Below are 15996 nucleotides of genomic sequence, written 5' to 3'. Positions count from 1 at the left end.
GCCACGCTGGCGTGACGTTCGCGGGTCGTAGCGAGCGGCGGCCCGTCGGACGGCCGTGCGAAAAATTGACCAAAATTTGCGCGCCGCGCCTCGGCGCGCCTGCTCGGTTAGGGCGCGTCGTGCCCCTACCGTTCTGGTTGCGCGGAACTACTTGACATAACTCTAAGCCTATGGTTGAGGTTGAGGGTTTGCCAGGTGGACACACCGAGTCCCACCAGGGAGGAAGACGAATGATGACCCCCCCGCACAACTACTTGGCCGTCATCAAGGTTGTGGGTATCGGTGGCGGCGGCGTCAACGCCGTCAACCGGATGATCGAGCAGGGCCTCAAGGGCGTGGAGTTCATCGCGATCAACACCGACGCGCAGGCGCTGTTGATGAGCGATGCCGACGTCAAGCTCGACGTCGGCCGCGACTCCACCCGGGGCCTGGGCGCCGGCGCCGACCCCGAGGTCGGGCGCAAGGCCGCCGAGGACGCCAAGGACGAGATCGAGGAGCTGCTGCGCGGGGCCGACATGGTGTTCGTCACCGCCGGCGAGGGCGGCGGGACCGGGACCGGCGGTGCGCCCGTCGTCGCCAGCATCGCCCGCAAGCTGGGCGCGTTGACCGTCGGCGTGGTCACCCGGCCGTTCTCGTTCGAGGGCAAGCGGCGCAGCAACCAGGCCGAAAACGGCATCTCCTCGTTGCGGGAGAGCTGCGACACCCTCATCGTGATCCCCAACGACCGGCTGCTGCAGATGGGCGACGCCGCGGTGTCGCTCATGGACGCGTTCCGCAGCGCCGACGAGGTGCTGCTCAACGGCGTGCAGGGCATCACGGACCTGATCACCACGCCCGGCCTGATCAACGTCGACTTCGCCGACGTCAAGGGCATCATGTCCGGCGCCGGCACCGCGCTGATGGGCATCGGCTCGGCGCGCGGCGAGGGGCGCTCGCTCAAGGCCGCCGAGATCGCCATCAACTCCCCGCTGCTGGAGGCGTCGATGGAGGGCGCGCAGGGCGTGCTGATGTCGATCGCCGGCGGCAGTGACCTGGGCCTGTTCGAGATCAACGAGGCCGCCTCGCTGGTGCAGGACGCTGCCCATCAGGACGCCAACATCATCTTCGGCACCGTGATCGACGACTCGCTGGGCGACGAGGTGCGCGTCACCGTCATCGCGGCGGGCTTCGAGGCCACCGGACCCGGCCGCAAGCCCGTCATCGGCGGCGGCGCCGGGGAGAAAACCGGCGCGCACCGAATCGAGTCGGCGAAGGCCGGCAAGCTCAGCTCCACGCTGTTCGAGCCCGTCGACGCGGTCAGCGTTCCCGTTCACACCAACGGTTCGACGCTGAATATCGGCGGCGACGACGACGACGTCGACGTGCCGCCGTTCATGCGCCGTTGACCCCCTTACTTCGTCCTCGCGAGCGTGCGTGTTTGTACACGACACACCGATCACGGGTGTACGTCTGCGCACCCTCGGCAAGAGCGGCGACCGGATACTGGTGACGTGAGCGTGCGCATCCGGCGGGTGACCACCACCCGCGCGGGCGGGGTTTCGATGCCACCGTTCGACACCTTCAACCTCGGCGACCACGTCGGCGACGACCCGGCGGCGGTGGCCGCCAACCGGGCCCGGCTGGCCACCGCCATCGGCCTCGCAGGCGACCGGGTGGTGTGGATGAACCAGGTCCACGGCGACCGGGTCGAGGTGGTCGACGAGCCGCGCGGCACGGCGGTCGACGGCACCGACGCGCTGGTGACCGGCACACCGCGGCTGGCGCTGGCGGTGGTGACCGCCGACTGCGTGCCCGTGCTGCTGGCCGACGCGCGCGCCGGGGTAGTCGCCGCGGTGCACGCCGGGCGCGTCGGCGCACAAAAGGGCGTGGTGGCCCGCGCGGTGGAGGCGATGCTCAAGCTGGGCGCGCAGGTCGGCGACATCTCGGCGCTGCTCGGCCCGGCGGTCAGCGGCGCCAACTACGAAGTGCCCGCGGCGATGGCCGACGAGGTCGAGGCGGCATTGCCGGGCAGCCGCACCACCACCGCGGCCGGCACCGCCGGACTCGACCTTCGGGCCGGAATCGCTTGCCAGCTAAGGGATTTGGGTGTCTCGTCGATCGACGTCGATCCGCGCTGCACGGTGGCCGACCCGACGCTGTTCAGTCATCGCCGGGACGCGCCGACCGGGCGGCTGGCGTCGCTGGTCTGGATGGAGTGACCGCCATGGCGGTGGACATGCCGGCCCACGGGAACCAGGGAAATCAGGGCGATCGCGAATCGGAATTGACGCATGCATTGGCCGCCGTGCGCTCGCGACTTGCGGCGGCCGCGGAAGCGGCGGGTCGCAATGTCGGCGAAATTGAACTTCTCCCCATTACCAAATTCTTTCCAGCAACCGATGTCGCGATTTTGTCCCGATTGGGTTGTCGGTCCGTTGGCGAATCTCGGGACCAGGAAGCGTCGGCGAAGGTGGCCGAACTCGCCCGCCTGGCAAGCAGTTCCTCCCGGGAGGACTTGCGGGATATGCACTGGCACATGGTCGGCCGGATCCAGCGGAATAAGGCGCGGTCGCTGGCCCAGTGGGCGCACACGGCCCACTCGGTCGACAGCGCGCGGCTGGTGACCGCGCTCGATCGGGCGGTGTCCGCGGCCCTGGCCGAGGGCCGCCGGCAGCACCCGCTGCGCGCCTACGTCGAGGTCAGCCTCGACGGCGACGTGTCCCGCGGCGGTGTCGACATCACGGCGTCCGGCGCGGTCGACGAGGTCTGCGCGCGGGTCGAGGAGTCGAAAAGCCTGGAGCTAGTCGGGTTGATGGGCATCCCGCCGCTGAACTGGGACCCCGACCGAGCCTTCGACCGGCTGCAATCGGAGCACCGCCGGGTGCTCGAATCGCACCCGAACGCCGTGGGACTGTCCGCCGGTATGTCCAGCGATTTCGAAATCGCCGTCAAACATGGTTCGACATGTGTGCGTGTCGGTACCGCGCTATTGGGTCCGCGGCGGTTACCGTCACCGTGAGTAGTCACTGTAGTCACACCTTCATCACAGACACCACAAATCCCAGGGGCTAGAAGGGTTACGCGATGAGCACACTGCACAAAGTCAAGGCCTACTTCGGTATGGCTCCGATGGAGGACTACGACGACGAGTACTACGACGACCGTGCTCCCTCCCGCGGCTTCCCGCGGCCCCGGTTCGACGACGGGTACGGCCGTTATGACGGCCGCGACTATGACGACCTCCGCGGCGAGCCCGCCGACTACCCGCCGCCCGGCGGCTACCGCGGCGGTTACGGCGAGGAGCCCCGCTACAGCCCCGTTCATCCCCGCGAGTTCGACCGGCCCGAGATGGGCCGCCCGCGGTTCGGCTCGTGGCTGCGCAATTCCACCCGTGGCGCGCTGGCCATGGACCCACGCCGGATGGCGATGCTGTTCGACGAGGGCAGCCCGCTGTCCAAGATCACCACGCTGCGGCCCAAGGACTACAGCGAGGCACGCACCATCGGCGAGCGGTTCCGCGACGGCACCCCGGTCATCATGGACCTGGTGTCGATGGACAACGCCGACGCAAAACGGCTGGTCGACTTCGCGGCCGGCCTGGCCTTCGCGTTGCGCGGCTCGTTCGACAAGGTCGCGACCAAGGTGTTCCTGCTGTCGCCCGCCGACGTCGACGTCTCGCCGGAGGAGCGTCGCCGGATCGCCGAAACCGGCTTCTACGCTTACCAATAGGCGCATCTGCCCCGTCCGGCTCTCTACGACGGCCACGCGAGATGTGTGCCCGCACCTTGGAGTCGGTACGCTGGCGACTGCCGCTCTCGTGAGCGGCGACTGACGTCATCGGTCAATCTCATCGGCAAGGTCGGGGCTTGTAGAGTTGGTGCTGTTCTTTCAGATCCTTGGGTTTGCGCTGTTCATCTTCTGGCTGTTGCTCATCGCCCGGGTCGTCGTGGAGTTCATTCGCTCGTTCAGCCGTGACTGGCGTCCGACCGGCATCACGGTGGTGATCCTGGAGATCATCATGTCGATTACCGATCCGCCGGTGAAACTGCTGCGGCGGCTGATCCCTCAACTCACCATCGGAGCGGTCCGCTTCGACCTGTCCATCATGGTGCTGCTGCTCGTCGCGTTCATCGGCATGCAACTGGCGTTTGGCGCCGCGGCGTGAGCCGGTTCCGGCCCATGACGGGAGCCACCGTCCAACACCTTCCAACACGGAGACGGTTCGGCCACGTTTTAGCGTCGGTTTGGCGCCCGCGATTTCAAAATTTTAAGGATTTGGATTTTATCGGTCTTAATGTGTGAAATTGGTTCTTAGTTATTGGGCTAATCGGCTACCGCCGGGTCTGGTGTGACAGGATGGACGCCAGTTGCATGACGGCAACCACTCCGTTCTACACTTTCCAGATCGTTTGACAGGAACTCGAGGGGATAACAATGCCGCTTACACCAGCCGACGTCCACAATGTGGCGTTCAGTAAGCCGCCCATCGGCAAGCGCGGTTACAACGAAGACGAGGTCGACGCCTTTCTCGACCTGGTGGAGAACGAGCTGACGCGGCTCATCGAAGAAAACTCCGATCTGCGTCAGCGGATCGAGGAGCTCGACCGAGAGCTGGCCGCCGCCGGCGGTGGCGCCGGCCCCGTCGCTGCTCAGCCCACCCAGGCGATTCCTGTCCCCGAACCAGAGCCGGCCAAGCCGGCGCCGGTGGCGGCAGCGGCGGGCACCAACGAGGAGCAGGCCATGAAGGCCGCCCGGGTTCTGAGCCTGGCCCAGGACACGGCCGACCGGCTGACCAGCACCGCCAAGGCCGAATCGGACAAGATGCTGGCCGACGCCCGCGCTAACGCCGATCAAATCCTCAGCGAGGCCCGTCACACCGCCGAGACCACCGTCGCCGAGGCCCGGCAACGCGCCGACGCGATGCTGGCCGACGCCCAAACCCGCTCCGAGACCCAGCTGCGTCAGGCCCAGGAGAAGGCCGACGCCCTGCAGGCCGACGCCGAGCGCAAACATTCCGAGATCATGGGAACCATCAACCAGCAGCGCACCGTGCTGGAAGGCCGCCTCGAGCAGCTACGCACCTTCGAACGCGAGTACCGCACCCGGCTCAAGACCTACCTGGAGTCTCAGCTCGAGGAACTCGGCCAGCGCGGATCGGCGGCGCCCGTCGACTCCAGCGCCGATGCCGGCGGGTTCGAGCAATTCAACCGAGGCAATAACTAGTCTGAACTAGCCTGCCAACCGTGTCGGACGCTCGGCCGGGCTCCGAGGCTGGCACACTAGACCCGCACTGGACCTGGCGGTCCCGCTCGTCGGCTGGAGGATGACCGATGCTGATCATTGCGCTGGTACTCGCCCTCATCGGGCTCGTCGCGTTGGTGTTCGCGGTGGTCACCAGCAATGAGCTGGTGGCCTGGGTGTGCATCGGCGCCAGCGTCCTGGGCGTGGCGCTGCTGATCATCGACGCGCTGCGGGAACGCCAGCGACGTGACGCCGGCGCCGCGGACGATGACCACGTGGCCATCAACGATGAGGACGCGTACGTCGACTACCCCGAGGAACTCCCGGACGAGGGCCAACCCGAGACCACCGCCGTCGACGAGCCGGTGGACGATGCCGTCACCCAAGCGGCCGGGGAATCGGCGGTGCCCGCCGAGGCCCGGGGCGACGACCCGGCCAAGTAGGCCGGCCGCTCAGCGGGTTGGCGTGCCGAGCAGTTCGCGAACCTCGTCGTCGTTGATCTGGTGAAAGTCGGCGTAGGCCTGCCCCACGGCCTCGAATCCGGGCGGCATGGTCGCGCACACCACGTCATCGGCTTCCCGTGCGAGCTCGCGGCAGGTCGACGGCGGTCCGACGGGGACGGCGGCCACGATCGACCGCGGGGCGGCGGCCCGTAGGGCACGGACGGCCGCCAGCATGCTGGCGCCGGTGGCGATGCCGTCGTCGACCAGGATCACGACCTTGTCGCGTGGGTCGGCGATCGGGCGCCCGCCGCGGTACGCCCGCTCGCGCCGGGCGAGTTCGGCCGTCTCGCTGGCGATCACCTCGCGGACCTGCTCGTCGGTGACGTGCAGGCTGGAGACCACGTCGTCGTTCATCACGACGCCGCCGCTGGCCAACGCGCCCATCGCAAGCTCCGACCAACGCGGCACCCCGAGCTTGCGGACCAGGAAGACATCCAGCGGGGCGTGCAACGCCGCGGCGACTTCCCAGGCCACCGGGACGCCGCCGCGTGCCAGCCCGAACACCAGCACGCCGTCCCGGTCGCGATAGGACGTCAGCTCCGCGGCCAGCGCGCGACCGGCCTCGCGCCGGTCGCGGAACGTGCGCGTCGCCGTCCGCCGGAGGAAGCCGCTCGGTGGTTTCATGGTCTGCACTCCCGGCTCACTGGCCCCCGGTCCAGCCCCCCGTTCAGCCTACGTGTGGCAGCAAGTGGCCGAGACGACCTGACCGGCCCGCCGTCATGTCGAGCCGGATAGCGTTGCGCGCGAACAGGATTGACCAGAAAGCCGACGGCTTTGACCTTACTACGTCAAACGTACTAGTCTGGCTGGTGTGGCGAGCAGGCCGAACGATCCCGGTTTCTTGATCTTGACGAGTTTGGCTTCCGGTCCCAAGCACGGCTATGCGTTGGCGCGCGATATCGAAGCCTTTTCCGGCGCGCAACTGGGGCCGGGAACTCTCTACGGGGCGATCACCCGCTTGGAGGAACGCGGCCTTATCGAGCCCCTGGAACACAGCCAGCGGCGGCGCCCCTATCGCTTAACGGCCGCCGGGCGCGCCGAACTTGCCGCGGCCGTGCGGGATTTGGGCGCGATCGCCAACGAGGGCGCGCAGCGGTTGGGTATACCGTTGCTCGCTCCCCGCCCTGGCTGGTCGTTATGAACGCCGACGACGCGCGGCGGGTGCTGCGGTGGTATCCGCGGGCCTGGCGTGGCCGCTACGGCGATGAACTGGTGGCCTTGCTGGAGGACATGTTCGGCGACGAGCCGCTTTCCGTCGGCTGCCGCATATCGCTTTTCAGGTCAGGCACGATCGAGAGGATTCGCGAGATGAGTCGGCACTTCCGCAACACCTACACGGGCTACAGCATTGGTTGCGCGATCGTGTGGGCCGTCATTCTGGCCGGGGTTTCGTCAGCGGCCGGCAGCGCCACCCGGCACACGTTCATGATGGTTTTCGGGGGATGGTGGATCGGCTGGCTGTCGGCGACGATCGCCAGAGCCGTCTACCCGCCGCCGAAGCGGCGCGTCGGGCCGTAAAGCGGGTGTCCGAGGGGGGAGTTGTCCACCTGCGACACGAGTTGAGACCTTCCAACTCGGTCGTTGACGGAACGGCCGATGGCCATCGTCATGAGTTTGAGCTGCATATATTGCGTAAATGCGTCCTCTGGTCGACTATATATGTGTGAGTGAGATGACGGCTGTGGCAGGTGCGGAGATCCTGGGGGTTTCGGCGCGGCAGGTCGCGCGGCTTGCCCGTGCGGGGGAGTTGACGGTGACGCGGACGGTTGGCGGTGCGTTGTTGTTGGATGGTGCGTCGGTGCATCGGCTGGCAAACCAGGTCCGCCACAATGGGCGCCCATGGACGCCGGCCACGGCGTGGGCGGCACTCGCGTTGCTCTCCGGTGAGCGTGTGGATTGGCTGGACGCCTCGGCGTTGTCGCGGCTGCGGCATCGGCTGCGGGCTGGCGGCGCGTCGCAGTTGTGTTGGATGACGCGTCGCCGCGCGTCGGTGCTTCGGATGCGTGGGTGGGGCACCGATACCGGGCTGCTGGCCTCGGGAGTCAGTGCATTGCACGATGAGGCGATGTCGCAGCTGTTCGATCTCACGGCTGTCGATGGGCGAGTCGAGGGTTATGTTCGTGCTCGCGATTTGGCCGGCGTGGTCGGCGCGGCCGGGCTTATCGATGACGTGGGGGGTGACGTGATCGTGCGGGTGGTGCCTGAGGATGCCGGCTACGCGGTCGACCACATCGTGACGGCCGCGGTGGCGGTCGACTTGGCCGAGTCGCTGGACACCCGTGAGTCTGCTGCGGGGATCGGTGTCCTGGAGGATCTGCTCGACCGGTTTCGTTCCGGTGACACCGGCCGGCGCGTGTCGGGACGACGGGACCGATGAGTCCGCAGGCCGAGAATCGACCGCTCTGGCAGGTGGATGCCCCGGCCGGCGGATGGCCGTCGCCGTGGCCGCAGCTCGTCGAGATCGCCCACGCCGTCCCCTGCACGCAGTGGACGCTGGTGGGTGGATTGATGGTGCAGCTGCATGCGGTGCGGGCGGGGTTGCCGCTGACCCGCGCCACGCGTGATGTGGACATGATCCTGCACATCGAGACCGGAGCGGCGACATTTGGTGGTGTCCGGCGTGACTTGGAACGCCTCGGATATCGCCTGCGTGAACCCGTCGGCAGCGGGCCGGTACACCGTTTCGTCCGTGGTGCTGGCGACGGCGAGACGGTCGATGTCATGGTGGCCGATCGCCTTCCGCTCAAGCTTCATCCGAAGGTGTTGCAGCGGAAGGTGTTTGCCGTCCCGGGTGGGACTTCGGCGCTGCGCAAGACGGTCAACTGTGAGGTGACTGCCGGCGCGGGCGCCGTCACGCTCAGCATTCCTGACGTGCTGGGCGCGTTGGTGCTCAAAGGCGCTGCCTACCTGGATGACTCGCGTGATCGCGGTCGCCATCTCGATGACGCGGCAGTGCTGGCCTGCGCAGTGACCGATCCGGTTGGTGATCGCGCTCGGATGATTGGCAGCGACCGCAAACGTATCGCCGCGCTGTGGACGATGCTCAGTGATCTTGGCCATCGATCGTGGATAGCTACGGGGACAAACTCACGACGAGGGCACGCAGCACTGCGAGTCCTGAGCGGCGGCTGACAATCCTGGGTGTTATCAGTGCTTCGAGTGTCCTAGCTGTCGGGAGGAGCTCCTCCCGACAAATCGCTGAGTTGGTTGTATCGCGCAAGTACGCGCTCCAGCGCGGATTGGAGACGATCGCGATGTGCGGGCAGCGTAGGGATCACCCGGTGGAGTTCTCGGCCAACTTTCTTCAAGGCTTCGTGCATGGATAGAAGTACGTAGTTGGCGTGCACGCTGGTGGAGACGAGAGCGTCAGTCGCGGCTAGCGCATTGTCGATATCGTCAGTATGGAGTTGGCACACGATCATCAACGCGTCGAGGAGCACGCCGTTTTCGATTGACTCATTGGCTTCCCGCCATAGGAGTACGTGACGAAGGAGTTCCTCAAACTGCCCCGCCTCGTAGAGACGATTCGCGAGATTGTTCTGTATCGCACCGCCAGGATTCGCAGAGGGGTCACTGTCCGCGATGCCGGCGAGTTCGGTCCGCGCTCCGGCTAATAGCGGCGAATTGCGGTGCAGATCGGTGCGATTGAGGTAGCTGAGGGTCTCGGCGGCGATTACGTAGCCGAACCTGCGTTTCGACTCGTCCGCGCTGGCTGTAGCTTCGCGAACCGCGACCAGGAGTGGGTTCACGAGTGTGGAGACCATCTCCGGGGCTGCCTCGCCGATGGATAGATCGCCGATCATGTTGCTGAGAATCTTGGCTCGGATGAGTCGCGCATGTTGCTCATGCAGCCACGGCGCCAGGTCCTGTGTTGCGGCATGACCGAGTTCAAGTGCCTGCTGCAGCCTGCCACGACTCGCTGCGCACGTGCTGAGCTCGGCGCGCAGAAGTGCTTTTGCGTAGGTGAATACACGGAGACTCTGCCTCGACATCGATGATAACGGCTCGTTCTCCGCGATGAGCGCCAGAAGATCATCGGCGTGGACGCGAAGCTGTTCGACTGCGAAGAATTCGCCTTGGTCGCGCAACTTTCCCAGCCACCCGACAAGGAAGTACATGAATACGGTGCACTGGGACTCTAGATAGCCGTGGGGTACAGCGGCCAAGTATGACCGGCGGAGAATGTCGTGTACGAGGGGATGGACCGCAACCGTCTCACTGACGGGTGTGCGGTTACCTTCCCCGTCGTTCACAACTCGCTGAGCGATGGACTGCGTGCGCAACGCAGACAGAACTCCCCGACGAACAGCTTGATCTACCTCGGTTGGTACCGGGAGGTTCGCAAGATCGACGTAGACTGATTCGTCTGTCGCCTGCAGAACGAAGTTGAGTGGCAACAGTTCTGGTGCAAGCAGACAGCCGATCTCCACGACGGCCCGCGCCGACCTGCCGTACACCTGCCCGGTTCGCGTGCCTTTTGCCAAGCTGCGGGCGGCATGCTGGATAGCTGCAAACGCCGTCGACGGGAAGCCGGGCGGTATCGATGCATCGTCGGCGAGCGCTTCCAAATCGCTGAAGTACTGCAAAGCCAACTCGTCGAGTTGACCCTCAGTGTTCTTGAAGTAGATCGCAGACATGCTCACAGCCAAGGGCACCAGACCCAAACGGACAACAATCTCGCGGATCGAATCGCGGGCACGGTCGAGATCTGCGGGCCCGATATCCGCATACGCTGCAAAGCAATCGATGGCTTCATCTTCGGTGAACTCAGCCACTTCGATAACCGGAGCAGTTGGCCACCAGTTGAGACTGTTATTGGATGCGACGATAATCGAGCCGTAACCTCGCGACGGGATGTATTCCTCGATATCTGTGCGGTTTTGGAGTCCATCGAAGATGAGCAACCAAGGGCCCGGGTGGCGGCCGAGGATGCCGGCGAACACCGGCCCGATTGTCGTGCCACCTGGGACGGTCTCGTTCAACTGCTCAATCAGATTGCGGATCTGCGGTTCGATGAAGTCAACGTCGCGACAGTCGACCCAACATATGAACGCGTACGAGATGGCTTCAATATGGCAATAGTCCGATGCAAGAACGGTTTTCCCGTTTCCTGTCCGGCCCGCTAACACCACGCGAGAAGGAGTCGACACTTCCTTCGTAAGGTCGAGATGGCTTTGAATCTCATTGAGGTAGCCCAGCCTGGGAACGGTCGACAGATAGTTGGGGATGTTGGTAATCGGTAAGCCCCAATCAAATCCGCCGGCGACTTGCGCGATCGCTGCGTCCGGCATGACGAGCTTGTCGAGGAGATCGAGGGCGGAAATTCTGCTTGGTTCTGTCCCCGCCGCAGCGCTGAAGATGAAGTCGACAAGGATCGAGACCAGCAGCTGGCAGGTGACGGTGCCTGGCGAGCGTCCACGCTCCACGCGGAAACCTTTGATCAACTCCGTGATTGAGTCGAACAACTCAGCCGTGCTTCGCGAGTCGAAGATGATGCGCGGTTCCGCAGCTCCAACAGGTGCCTGCGGGCCCGACGGCCAGGTGTACTCCGTCCGGCTCGCATAGGTCGTTTGCTCTATCGCCGCGTCGGCCAGGACGGGCGAGAGGGGCTTGTTCGTGAGCAGAATTCTCTCTTCAGCGGGGTGGATCACAAGTCGGTCGAAGACTTCTCCCGCAGCAGCCGGTTGCAGTGGGTGATCATCGGGCTCAGAGGACGACTTCACCTGCACGTTGTGCGATGGCTCGTCGTCGATCTCGACCGCGAAGTCGACTACATCGTCGTCTTTGCCATCGTCCTTCCTATGCAGCGGCTCGATCACCAGCGTCGTGTGCGGTATCAGAGCGAGGTTATTTCGAAGGAAGCCCAAGACGTATTCGGCCGTTACGAGGTACTGGTACCTGAGACCGAAGGCTGCGATACCACCGCCGCCCAACGCGACCATTCTGCTCCCCGTCGTTGTCAGGTACTTGGTCGCCAGACTATCCACCACAGTCCGGCTGAACCTTTACGTCCGCCAGTGTCACCAGGACGCGGCGCATTGAATCGCGGTGAGTCCGGAGACATGTCGAAGCAATTCACGGTCCTCTTGAATCCGTTACTAATCGGCAGGTCTGATCGCCTGCGACCTCGGTGGTCGCAGTGGTGAGTTCTTCGCGGCGGTGCTTTCGCCGCCGGCGTTAGTTGTGGGGGTCCGTGTCGGTGTCGAGTGGACGTAAGCAACCACGAAAAATCCGCTCCGATGCAGTTCGGAGCTGATTTACGGACACTGCCAGCTAACAAGATTGTGTCCGAGGGGGACTTGGCCATCTGCGACACGGGTCGAGACCTTTCAACTGAGTCTGACCTGACCAGTCGAGTTTGCGACGTGAGTCATCGGGCGTGCAGTGGATGCAAGCGTAGCGATCTCTCGTGCTGTTGCAGAGGGGGCGCACCGCTGCCACAACCGTGAGCATGGGCGTAGCTTCCCGAATCAGGGCGCCGACGCCGGTCCTTGATCAGACAAACGGACTTCAGATCGTCCTCGGGAAGGTCCGCCCGTTCCGCCTCGCCGAGGCTCATCTACAGACCTCTAATCATTGCTCAGCATCAGTAATCACTGCTCAGCATCAGGCGGTCTGACGGGTCACGTCGGGTCGGTTCGGGGTCGAAAAGATCAGGAGGTGGGGCCACATCCGTTTACGGACATAGACATGTCGGCTCGGTGAGCTACGAAGAATCATGCATTTGACATGAATTATCTCTGTTGCTAGGAACAGATTATCGCGACCAGCCAGATCACACTCGGAGCGCAAAGCCAGTGTCGAAAAGTGCAAACTATGTCGGGAGCTCGACAAAGATGGTGACGATTCCGATGTGCTACGTGACCCCGGAGGCTTCGCCGCGCCCACACGCCAGCCCAGACAGAGGCTTCTGCGGTGCGGGCAGGAGGTTGTGAAGTGGTTGACGACTTCGATGACGCCGCTGTGGTGGCTGGCACGGCGCAGCGGGTCGGTCGGTTCCGGTTTTTCCTTGATGGCCAGCGCTGGGAGTGGTCAAAGGCGGTTGCCCGGATGCATGGCTATGAGCCGAGAACGGTGACACCGACCACCGAGCTGCTCCTGCTGCACAAACATCCCGACGATCGCCAGCAAGTCACGGCTGTTTTGGATCGGGTGCTGCAGGGGGAGCCCTTTAACAGTCGGCACCGCATCATTGACACGGCCGGGCATACCCGCTTTGTGGTCGTGGTGGGTGACAGCATGGTCGACGAGTCGGGTTCGGTCATCGGCACTTCGGGGTTTTACCTGGATGTCACCACGGGCGATTCGGGAGGACATCACCACGACGATCTCGGAGACGGCGGTTGCGCGGGGGCAGATTAATCAGGCCCACACAGGTGTTCATCGTCGCCTACGGCGCTCGGGCCGCGCGCCTTCGATATCTTGGTGGCTGTTCCCAGGCGACCAACATCAAATTTCGACAATGGCGTGACCCTGCCCGATCGACTGGCCCGAGTCGATCACGCACTGTTCAGCATCGACTTGCACCACCTGCGGCCCGTCCGACGCCTGCAGGGCCGTTCGACGTAGCCAGGTTCTCGGGAGACGACCGCCTACCGGCCCAGGCCGTGCTTTCAGCGCAAACCTGCCCTTACAGCTTGTGGAAGTTTTCCGCTTGTGTTATCAGAAATATATGTCTGCAGCCATCGATCGTTATCCCTGATCGGGAGGTGGAGTCCCAACACCGCAGTAACGGTGAACTGGCGTCGGCAGCGACGGCCTGGGCCGAAGATCTGCCCGCGGCGGCTCGCGCGGCAACAGAGGCTTTTGTTTATTTGATGCGCCAATACCGGGTGCGCCCCTATGACATCGCCACGACTTGTAGTTCACGATTCGCGGATCGCGACGCGCCGCCCGCAGGGCGCTCTCACTTTGAGATCGTGTGCCATTTCGACGTGGCGGCACCATTTTGGCCCTTGACCGCCGACGCCGATCAGGTCTGCGGTTACGCCATTAGCTCCGATGGGCACTGCATCCGGTATGAGCGAACGTCCTTCTCAATAAGCCCGTATGCCTTCGGGTTTATTGAGCAGCGGGCTGAATTCGCCCCCGGCTGCCGAGAAGTGATCCGCCGCGCGACAGCAAGCAACCCTGCCTTCGTGTGCAAGGTGCTGCCTGCCCGCTCCGCTGTTCATGTTATCGCGAAGTATCTGATTGATGCAGCAGTGACACTAATCGAACGCCGCGGGCCCTTGGCGGTCGAGTAAATTATCGGGTGGGGTGCAGTGGGGCCAATGACCAGGCCGATTGGGTCGAGATGTGATCGGACAGCCTTACTTGCCGTCAACTTCTTTATGGCCGACATGTCGGCCGGCATGGGCCCGTTTTTGGTGTGGTGTTGCAGAGTCGTGGTTGGGGCACCGCCGCTACCGGTATGGTGGTCACCCTGGGTGCCATTGTTGGCATGGTCGCGGTCGCACCGGCGGGAGCGCTGGTTGATGCGACCACGCGCAAGCGGGCCTGTGTCGTCGCCGTCGGCGCGTGCACGGTGACGGCCTCTGCGCTGATCCTCTCGGCGCGACAGTTTTGGGTCATCGGTGCTGCGCAGGCCGCCATGTGTATTGCTGGGGTGACGATGGTGGCGTCCGGAATCCGGTGTAAATGAGGCCGATGAAGGTTCTGGCTTCGGTGGTTGATGTGACGCCGTGGCGCTGGCGGTTTCGGTGGTGTTGTTTGGGCAGTCCTGGTTGTGCTGGGGTCGCAGTTGGCGGGGTGGTTGCAGCAGGCTGCGGCGTAGGTCTTGCAGTTGACGCAGCCCCGCGGGGGTCATGGCGAGGCCGCGCCAGCCGCGGGAGGCGCGGTCGAGGACAGCCCAGGCGATGCTGATGCAGCTGGTTTCTCCGGGGAAGCGGCCGATTACCTTTGCGCGGCGCCGTGTTTCACCGAAGGTGCGTTCGATGAAGTTCGAGTGGCGGATGCGGTGATGGTGTTCGGCCGGGAACCTCAGATAGGCGGTCAGGCCTTCGCGATCGGTCAGCACGATCTTCATCGCCGCCGGATACGTGGTGCCGTAACGCTCGGCGAACGCGGTCAGCCGGGCGTCGACGAGCTCGACCAGGCGCGGACCGGGCCCGGTGTTGACCTCGGCGGTGTCAAAGCAGGCCCAGTAGCCGTCGCGGATCTCGGCCTGCATCCCGGCGGGGATCTTGACCAGAATATTGCGTAGCCGGTGGATGAGGCAGCGTTGCCGCAGCGCGGCCGGCAAGACCTGCTCGATCGCGGCAATCAGGCCGGCCGCGCCGTCGGAGATGACCAGCAGCGGGCACCCCAAGCCCCTGTCGCGCAGGTCGGTCAAGAAATCGGCCCAGGCGTCGGTCGACTCGCCGGCACCAGGGGCCAGGCCGACGAAGACGGGTTTGCCGTCGGTGGTGATGCCCCAGCCGGCCAAGACCGGCTCGGCCGGCGAGCCAGGATGTATCCGGAAGAACGACGCATCCAAGAACAGGTAGTCCAGCACCACCTCGTCGAGCCTCCGCGCCGCCCAGCTGTCGTACTCGGTCTTGATCGCCTGGCATACCTCGACACCGTTGATTTCGAGATCGCGGCCTGATCACCGAGCGCGTCGGCCAGGGTGGCCTCCACATCGCGCACCGACAACCCCCGCACGAATGAGGCGATCACCAGCGACTCCAGTGCGTTGGTCTTGGTGACGTGCTTGCCGAACAATCGCGAAGCGAACGCGGTGGTCGTGTCACGCAGCTTAGGCCGCTCCAAAGTGACCGGGCCGGCGGTGGTCTTGACCGTCACCGGCTGATAGCCGTTGCGTGACCCGGGCTGGGCATCCGGTGCCGCGGCGGCGCGCTGGCAGCGCTCCCGGCCCAGGAACTCGGTCACCTCGGCCTCCAGCGCGGCCTGCATCAGCAACTGCGCGCCGAGGCGGGCCACCTCCTCCAAGATGTCGGGCAGCTCACGATCGGAGGCGAACAGCTCGTCGATCTTGGCGCGAACACGATCGGTCGGTGATACTCGTGCAGGCACGGGCGTAGGTCCTTTCACTTCGATGACTTGGCGGTCTCGAAGCAGAACCTACGCCCGGCCCCCTTTTACACCGGCTTTCGGACGCGACCTCGCCCCGACAGTGATTGGCATCACCCTTGGTGTGGTGGGCCAGGCCGGGTTCACCGGCCAGAACGGTCGCGACCAGGCCTGGAATCACGCTGGCAATATGGCCGGTGCTGCGCTGTCGGGGCTGCTGGGCTGGCAGTTCGGGTACCCCGCGGTGTTTTGGTTGGCG

At 64.7% G+C, this 15996-nt stretch carries 14 protein-coding genes and 2 pseudogenes; 13 read left to right on the top strand and 3 right to left on the bottom strand.

Annotation, left to right across the window (positions count from 1 at the left end):
- Nucleotides 1-233: 233 nt before the first annotated feature.
- From ftsZ to K3U93_RS14210, 7 genes are all read left to right on the top strand, one after another.
- Nucleotides 234-1385 (top strand): cell division protein FtsZ, encoded by a 1152-nt coding sequence (gene ftsZ / locus K3U93_RS14240; protein ID WP_083011010.1) that lies wholly within the window; start codon nt 234-236, stop codon nt 1383-1385.
- Between the two features lie 105 nt (nt 1386-1490).
- On the top strand, nt 1491-2198 hold the full coding sequence (gene pgeF, locus K3U93_RS14235) for a peptidoglycan editing factor PgeF (protein WP_071509889.1): 708 nt from the start codon (nt 1491-1493) through the stop codon (nt 2196-2198).
- Nucleotides 2199-2203: 5 nt separating this feature from the next.
- Nucleotides 2204-2998: a YggS family pyridoxal phosphate-dependent enzyme gene (locus K3U93_RS14230; protein WP_071509950.1), complete on the top strand. Its 795-nt coding sequence runs from the start codon at nt 2204-2206 to the stop codon at nt 2996-2998.
- A gap of 65 nt (nt 2999-3063) precedes the next feature.
- Nucleotides 3064-3708 carry a cell division protein SepF gene (locus K3U93_RS14225; protein WP_071509890.1) on the top strand — a complete coding sequence of 215 codons (645 nt, stop codon included), beginning with the start codon at nt 3064-3066 and terminating at the stop codon, nt 3706-3708.
- Nucleotides 3709-3853: 145 nt separating this feature from the next.
- Nucleotides 3854-4144 (top strand): YggT family protein, encoded by a 291-nt coding sequence (locus tag K3U93_RS14220; protein ID WP_067007636.1) that lies wholly within the window; start codon nt 3854-3856, stop codon nt 4142-4144.
- A 269-nt stretch (nt 4145-4413) separates the two neighbouring features.
- On the top strand, nt 4414-5202 hold the full coding sequence (wag31, locus tag K3U93_RS14215; RefSeq protein WP_083011011.1) for a DivIVA-like cell division protein Wag31: 789 nt from the start codon (nt 4414-4416) through the stop codon (nt 5200-5202).
- Between the two features lie 107 nt (nt 5203-5309).
- On the top strand, nt 5310-5663 hold the full coding sequence (locus K3U93_RS14210; RefSeq protein WP_071509892.1) for a hypothetical protein: 354 nt from the start codon (nt 5310-5312) through the stop codon (nt 5661-5663).
- Nucleotides 5664-5672: 9 nt separating this feature from the next.
- On the opposite strand, the pseudogene K3U93_RS14205 reads toward K3U93_RS14210, so the two are convergent.
- Nucleotides 5673-6347 (bottom strand): annotated as a pseudogene (locus tag K3U93_RS14205) (phosphoribosyltransferase); the annotation flags it as partial.
- Between the two features lie 187 nt (nt 6348-6534).
- On the opposite strand from K3U93_RS14205, the gene K3U93_RS14200 reads away from it, so the two are divergent.
- From K3U93_RS14200 to K3U93_RS14185, 4 genes are all read left to right on the top strand, one after another.
- Entirely contained in the window at nt 6535-6864 is a 330-nt protein-coding gene (locus K3U93_RS14200; RefSeq protein ID WP_071509893.1) for a PadR family transcriptional regulator, read from the top strand.
- Complete coding sequence (locus tag K3U93_RS14195) at nt 6861-7241, top strand: hypothetical protein (RefSeq protein WP_083011012.1); 381 nt, start codon at nt 6861-6863, stop codon at nt 7239-7241. Before K3U93_RS14200 ends, K3U93_RS14195 begins: the two co-directional genes overlap by 4 nt.
- 154 nt (nt 7242-7395) lie before the next feature.
- Nucleotides 7396-8100 carry a MerR family transcriptional regulator gene (locus K3U93_RS14190; RefSeq protein ID WP_080691182.1) on the top strand — a complete coding sequence of 235 codons (705 nt, stop codon included), beginning with the start codon at nt 7396-7398 and terminating at the stop codon, nt 8098-8100.
- 131 nt (nt 8101-8231) lie between these two features.
- Entirely contained in the window at nt 8232-8855 is a 624-nt protein-coding gene (locus K3U93_RS14185) for a hypothetical protein (protein ID WP_042911635.1), read from the top strand.
- 32 nt (nt 8856-8887) lie between these two features.
- On the opposite strand, the gene K3U93_RS14180 is transcribed toward K3U93_RS14185, so the two are convergent.
- Nucleotides 8888-11665 (bottom strand): hypothetical protein, encoded by a 2778-nt coding sequence (locus tag K3U93_RS14180; RefSeq protein WP_133058023.1) that lies wholly within the window; start codon nt 11663-11665, stop codon nt 8888-8890.
- Nucleotides 11666-12659: 994 nt separating this feature from the next.
- Between K3U93_RS14180 and K3U93_RS14175 the strand changes: the two genes are divergently transcribed.
- Both K3U93_RS14175 and K3U93_RS14170 read left to right on the top strand, forming a co-directional pair.
- Nucleotides 12660-13085, top strand: coding sequence for a PAS domain-containing protein (locus K3U93_RS14175; RefSeq protein ID WP_051445881.1), 426 nt, complete (start codon nt 12660-12662; stop codon nt 13083-13085).
- 275 nt (nt 13086-13360) lie between these two features.
- Nucleotides 13361-13969, top strand: a complete 609-nt coding sequence (locus K3U93_RS14170; RefSeq protein ID WP_133058024.1) for a hypothetical protein — start codon at nt 13361-13363, stop codon at nt 13967-13969.
- A 434-nt stretch (nt 13970-14403) separates the two neighbouring features.
- Here the strand turns inward: K3U93_RS14170 and K3U93_RS24935 are convergent.
- Nucleotides 14404-15740, bottom strand: a pseudogene (locus tag K3U93_RS24935) (IS256 family transposase); the annotation flags it as partial.
- Nucleotides 15741-15996 lie beyond the last annotated feature (256 nt).

Origin of the sequence: Mycobacterium malmoense, assembly GCF_019645855.1 — a bacterium.
GTDB classification, from domain to species: Bacteria; Actinomycetota; Actinomycetes; order Mycobacteriales; family Mycobacteriaceae; genus Mycobacterium; species Mycobacterium malmoense.
This window is presented reverse-complemented; position numbering and strand designations above follow the sequence as displayed.

Bases quoted from the DNA above. Each gene is read 5' to 3' on its own strand.
- K3U93_RS14180 (WP_133058023.1), bottom strand. From the start codon at position 11,665: ATGGTCGCGTTGGGCGGCGGTGGTATCGCAGCCTTCGGTCTCAGGTAC.
- K3U93_RS14195 (WP_083011012.1), top strand. From the start codon at position 6,861: ATGAACGCCGACGACGCGCGGCGGGTGCTGCGGTGGTATCCGCGGGCC.
- K3U93_RS14190 (WP_080691182.1), top strand. From the start codon at position 7,396: ATGACGGCTGTGGCAGGTGCGGAGATCCTGGGGGTTTCGGCGCGGCAG.
- wag31 (WP_083011011.1), top strand. From the start codon at position 4,414: ATGCCGCTTACACCAGCCGACGTCCACAATGTGGCGTTCAGTAAGCCG.
- K3U93_RS14210 (WP_071509892.1), top strand. From the start codon at position 5,310: ATGCTGATCATTGCGCTGGTACTCGCCCTCATCGGGCTCGTCGCGTTG.
- K3U93_RS14185 (WP_042911635.1), top strand. From the start codon at position 8,232: ATGGTGCAGCTGCATGCGGTGCGGGCGGGGTTGCCGCTGACCCGCGCC.
- K3U93_RS14230 (WP_071509950.1), top strand. From the start codon at position 2,204: ATGGCGGTGGACATGCCGGCCCACGGGAACCAGGGAAATCAGGGCGAT.
- K3U93_RS14225 (WP_071509890.1), top strand. From the start codon at position 3,064: ATGAGCACACTGCACAAAGTCAAGGCCTACTTCGGTATGGCTCCGATG.
- ftsZ (WP_083011010.1), top strand. From the start codon at position 234: ATGACCCCCCCGCACAACTACTTGGCCGTCATCAAGGTTGTGGGTATC.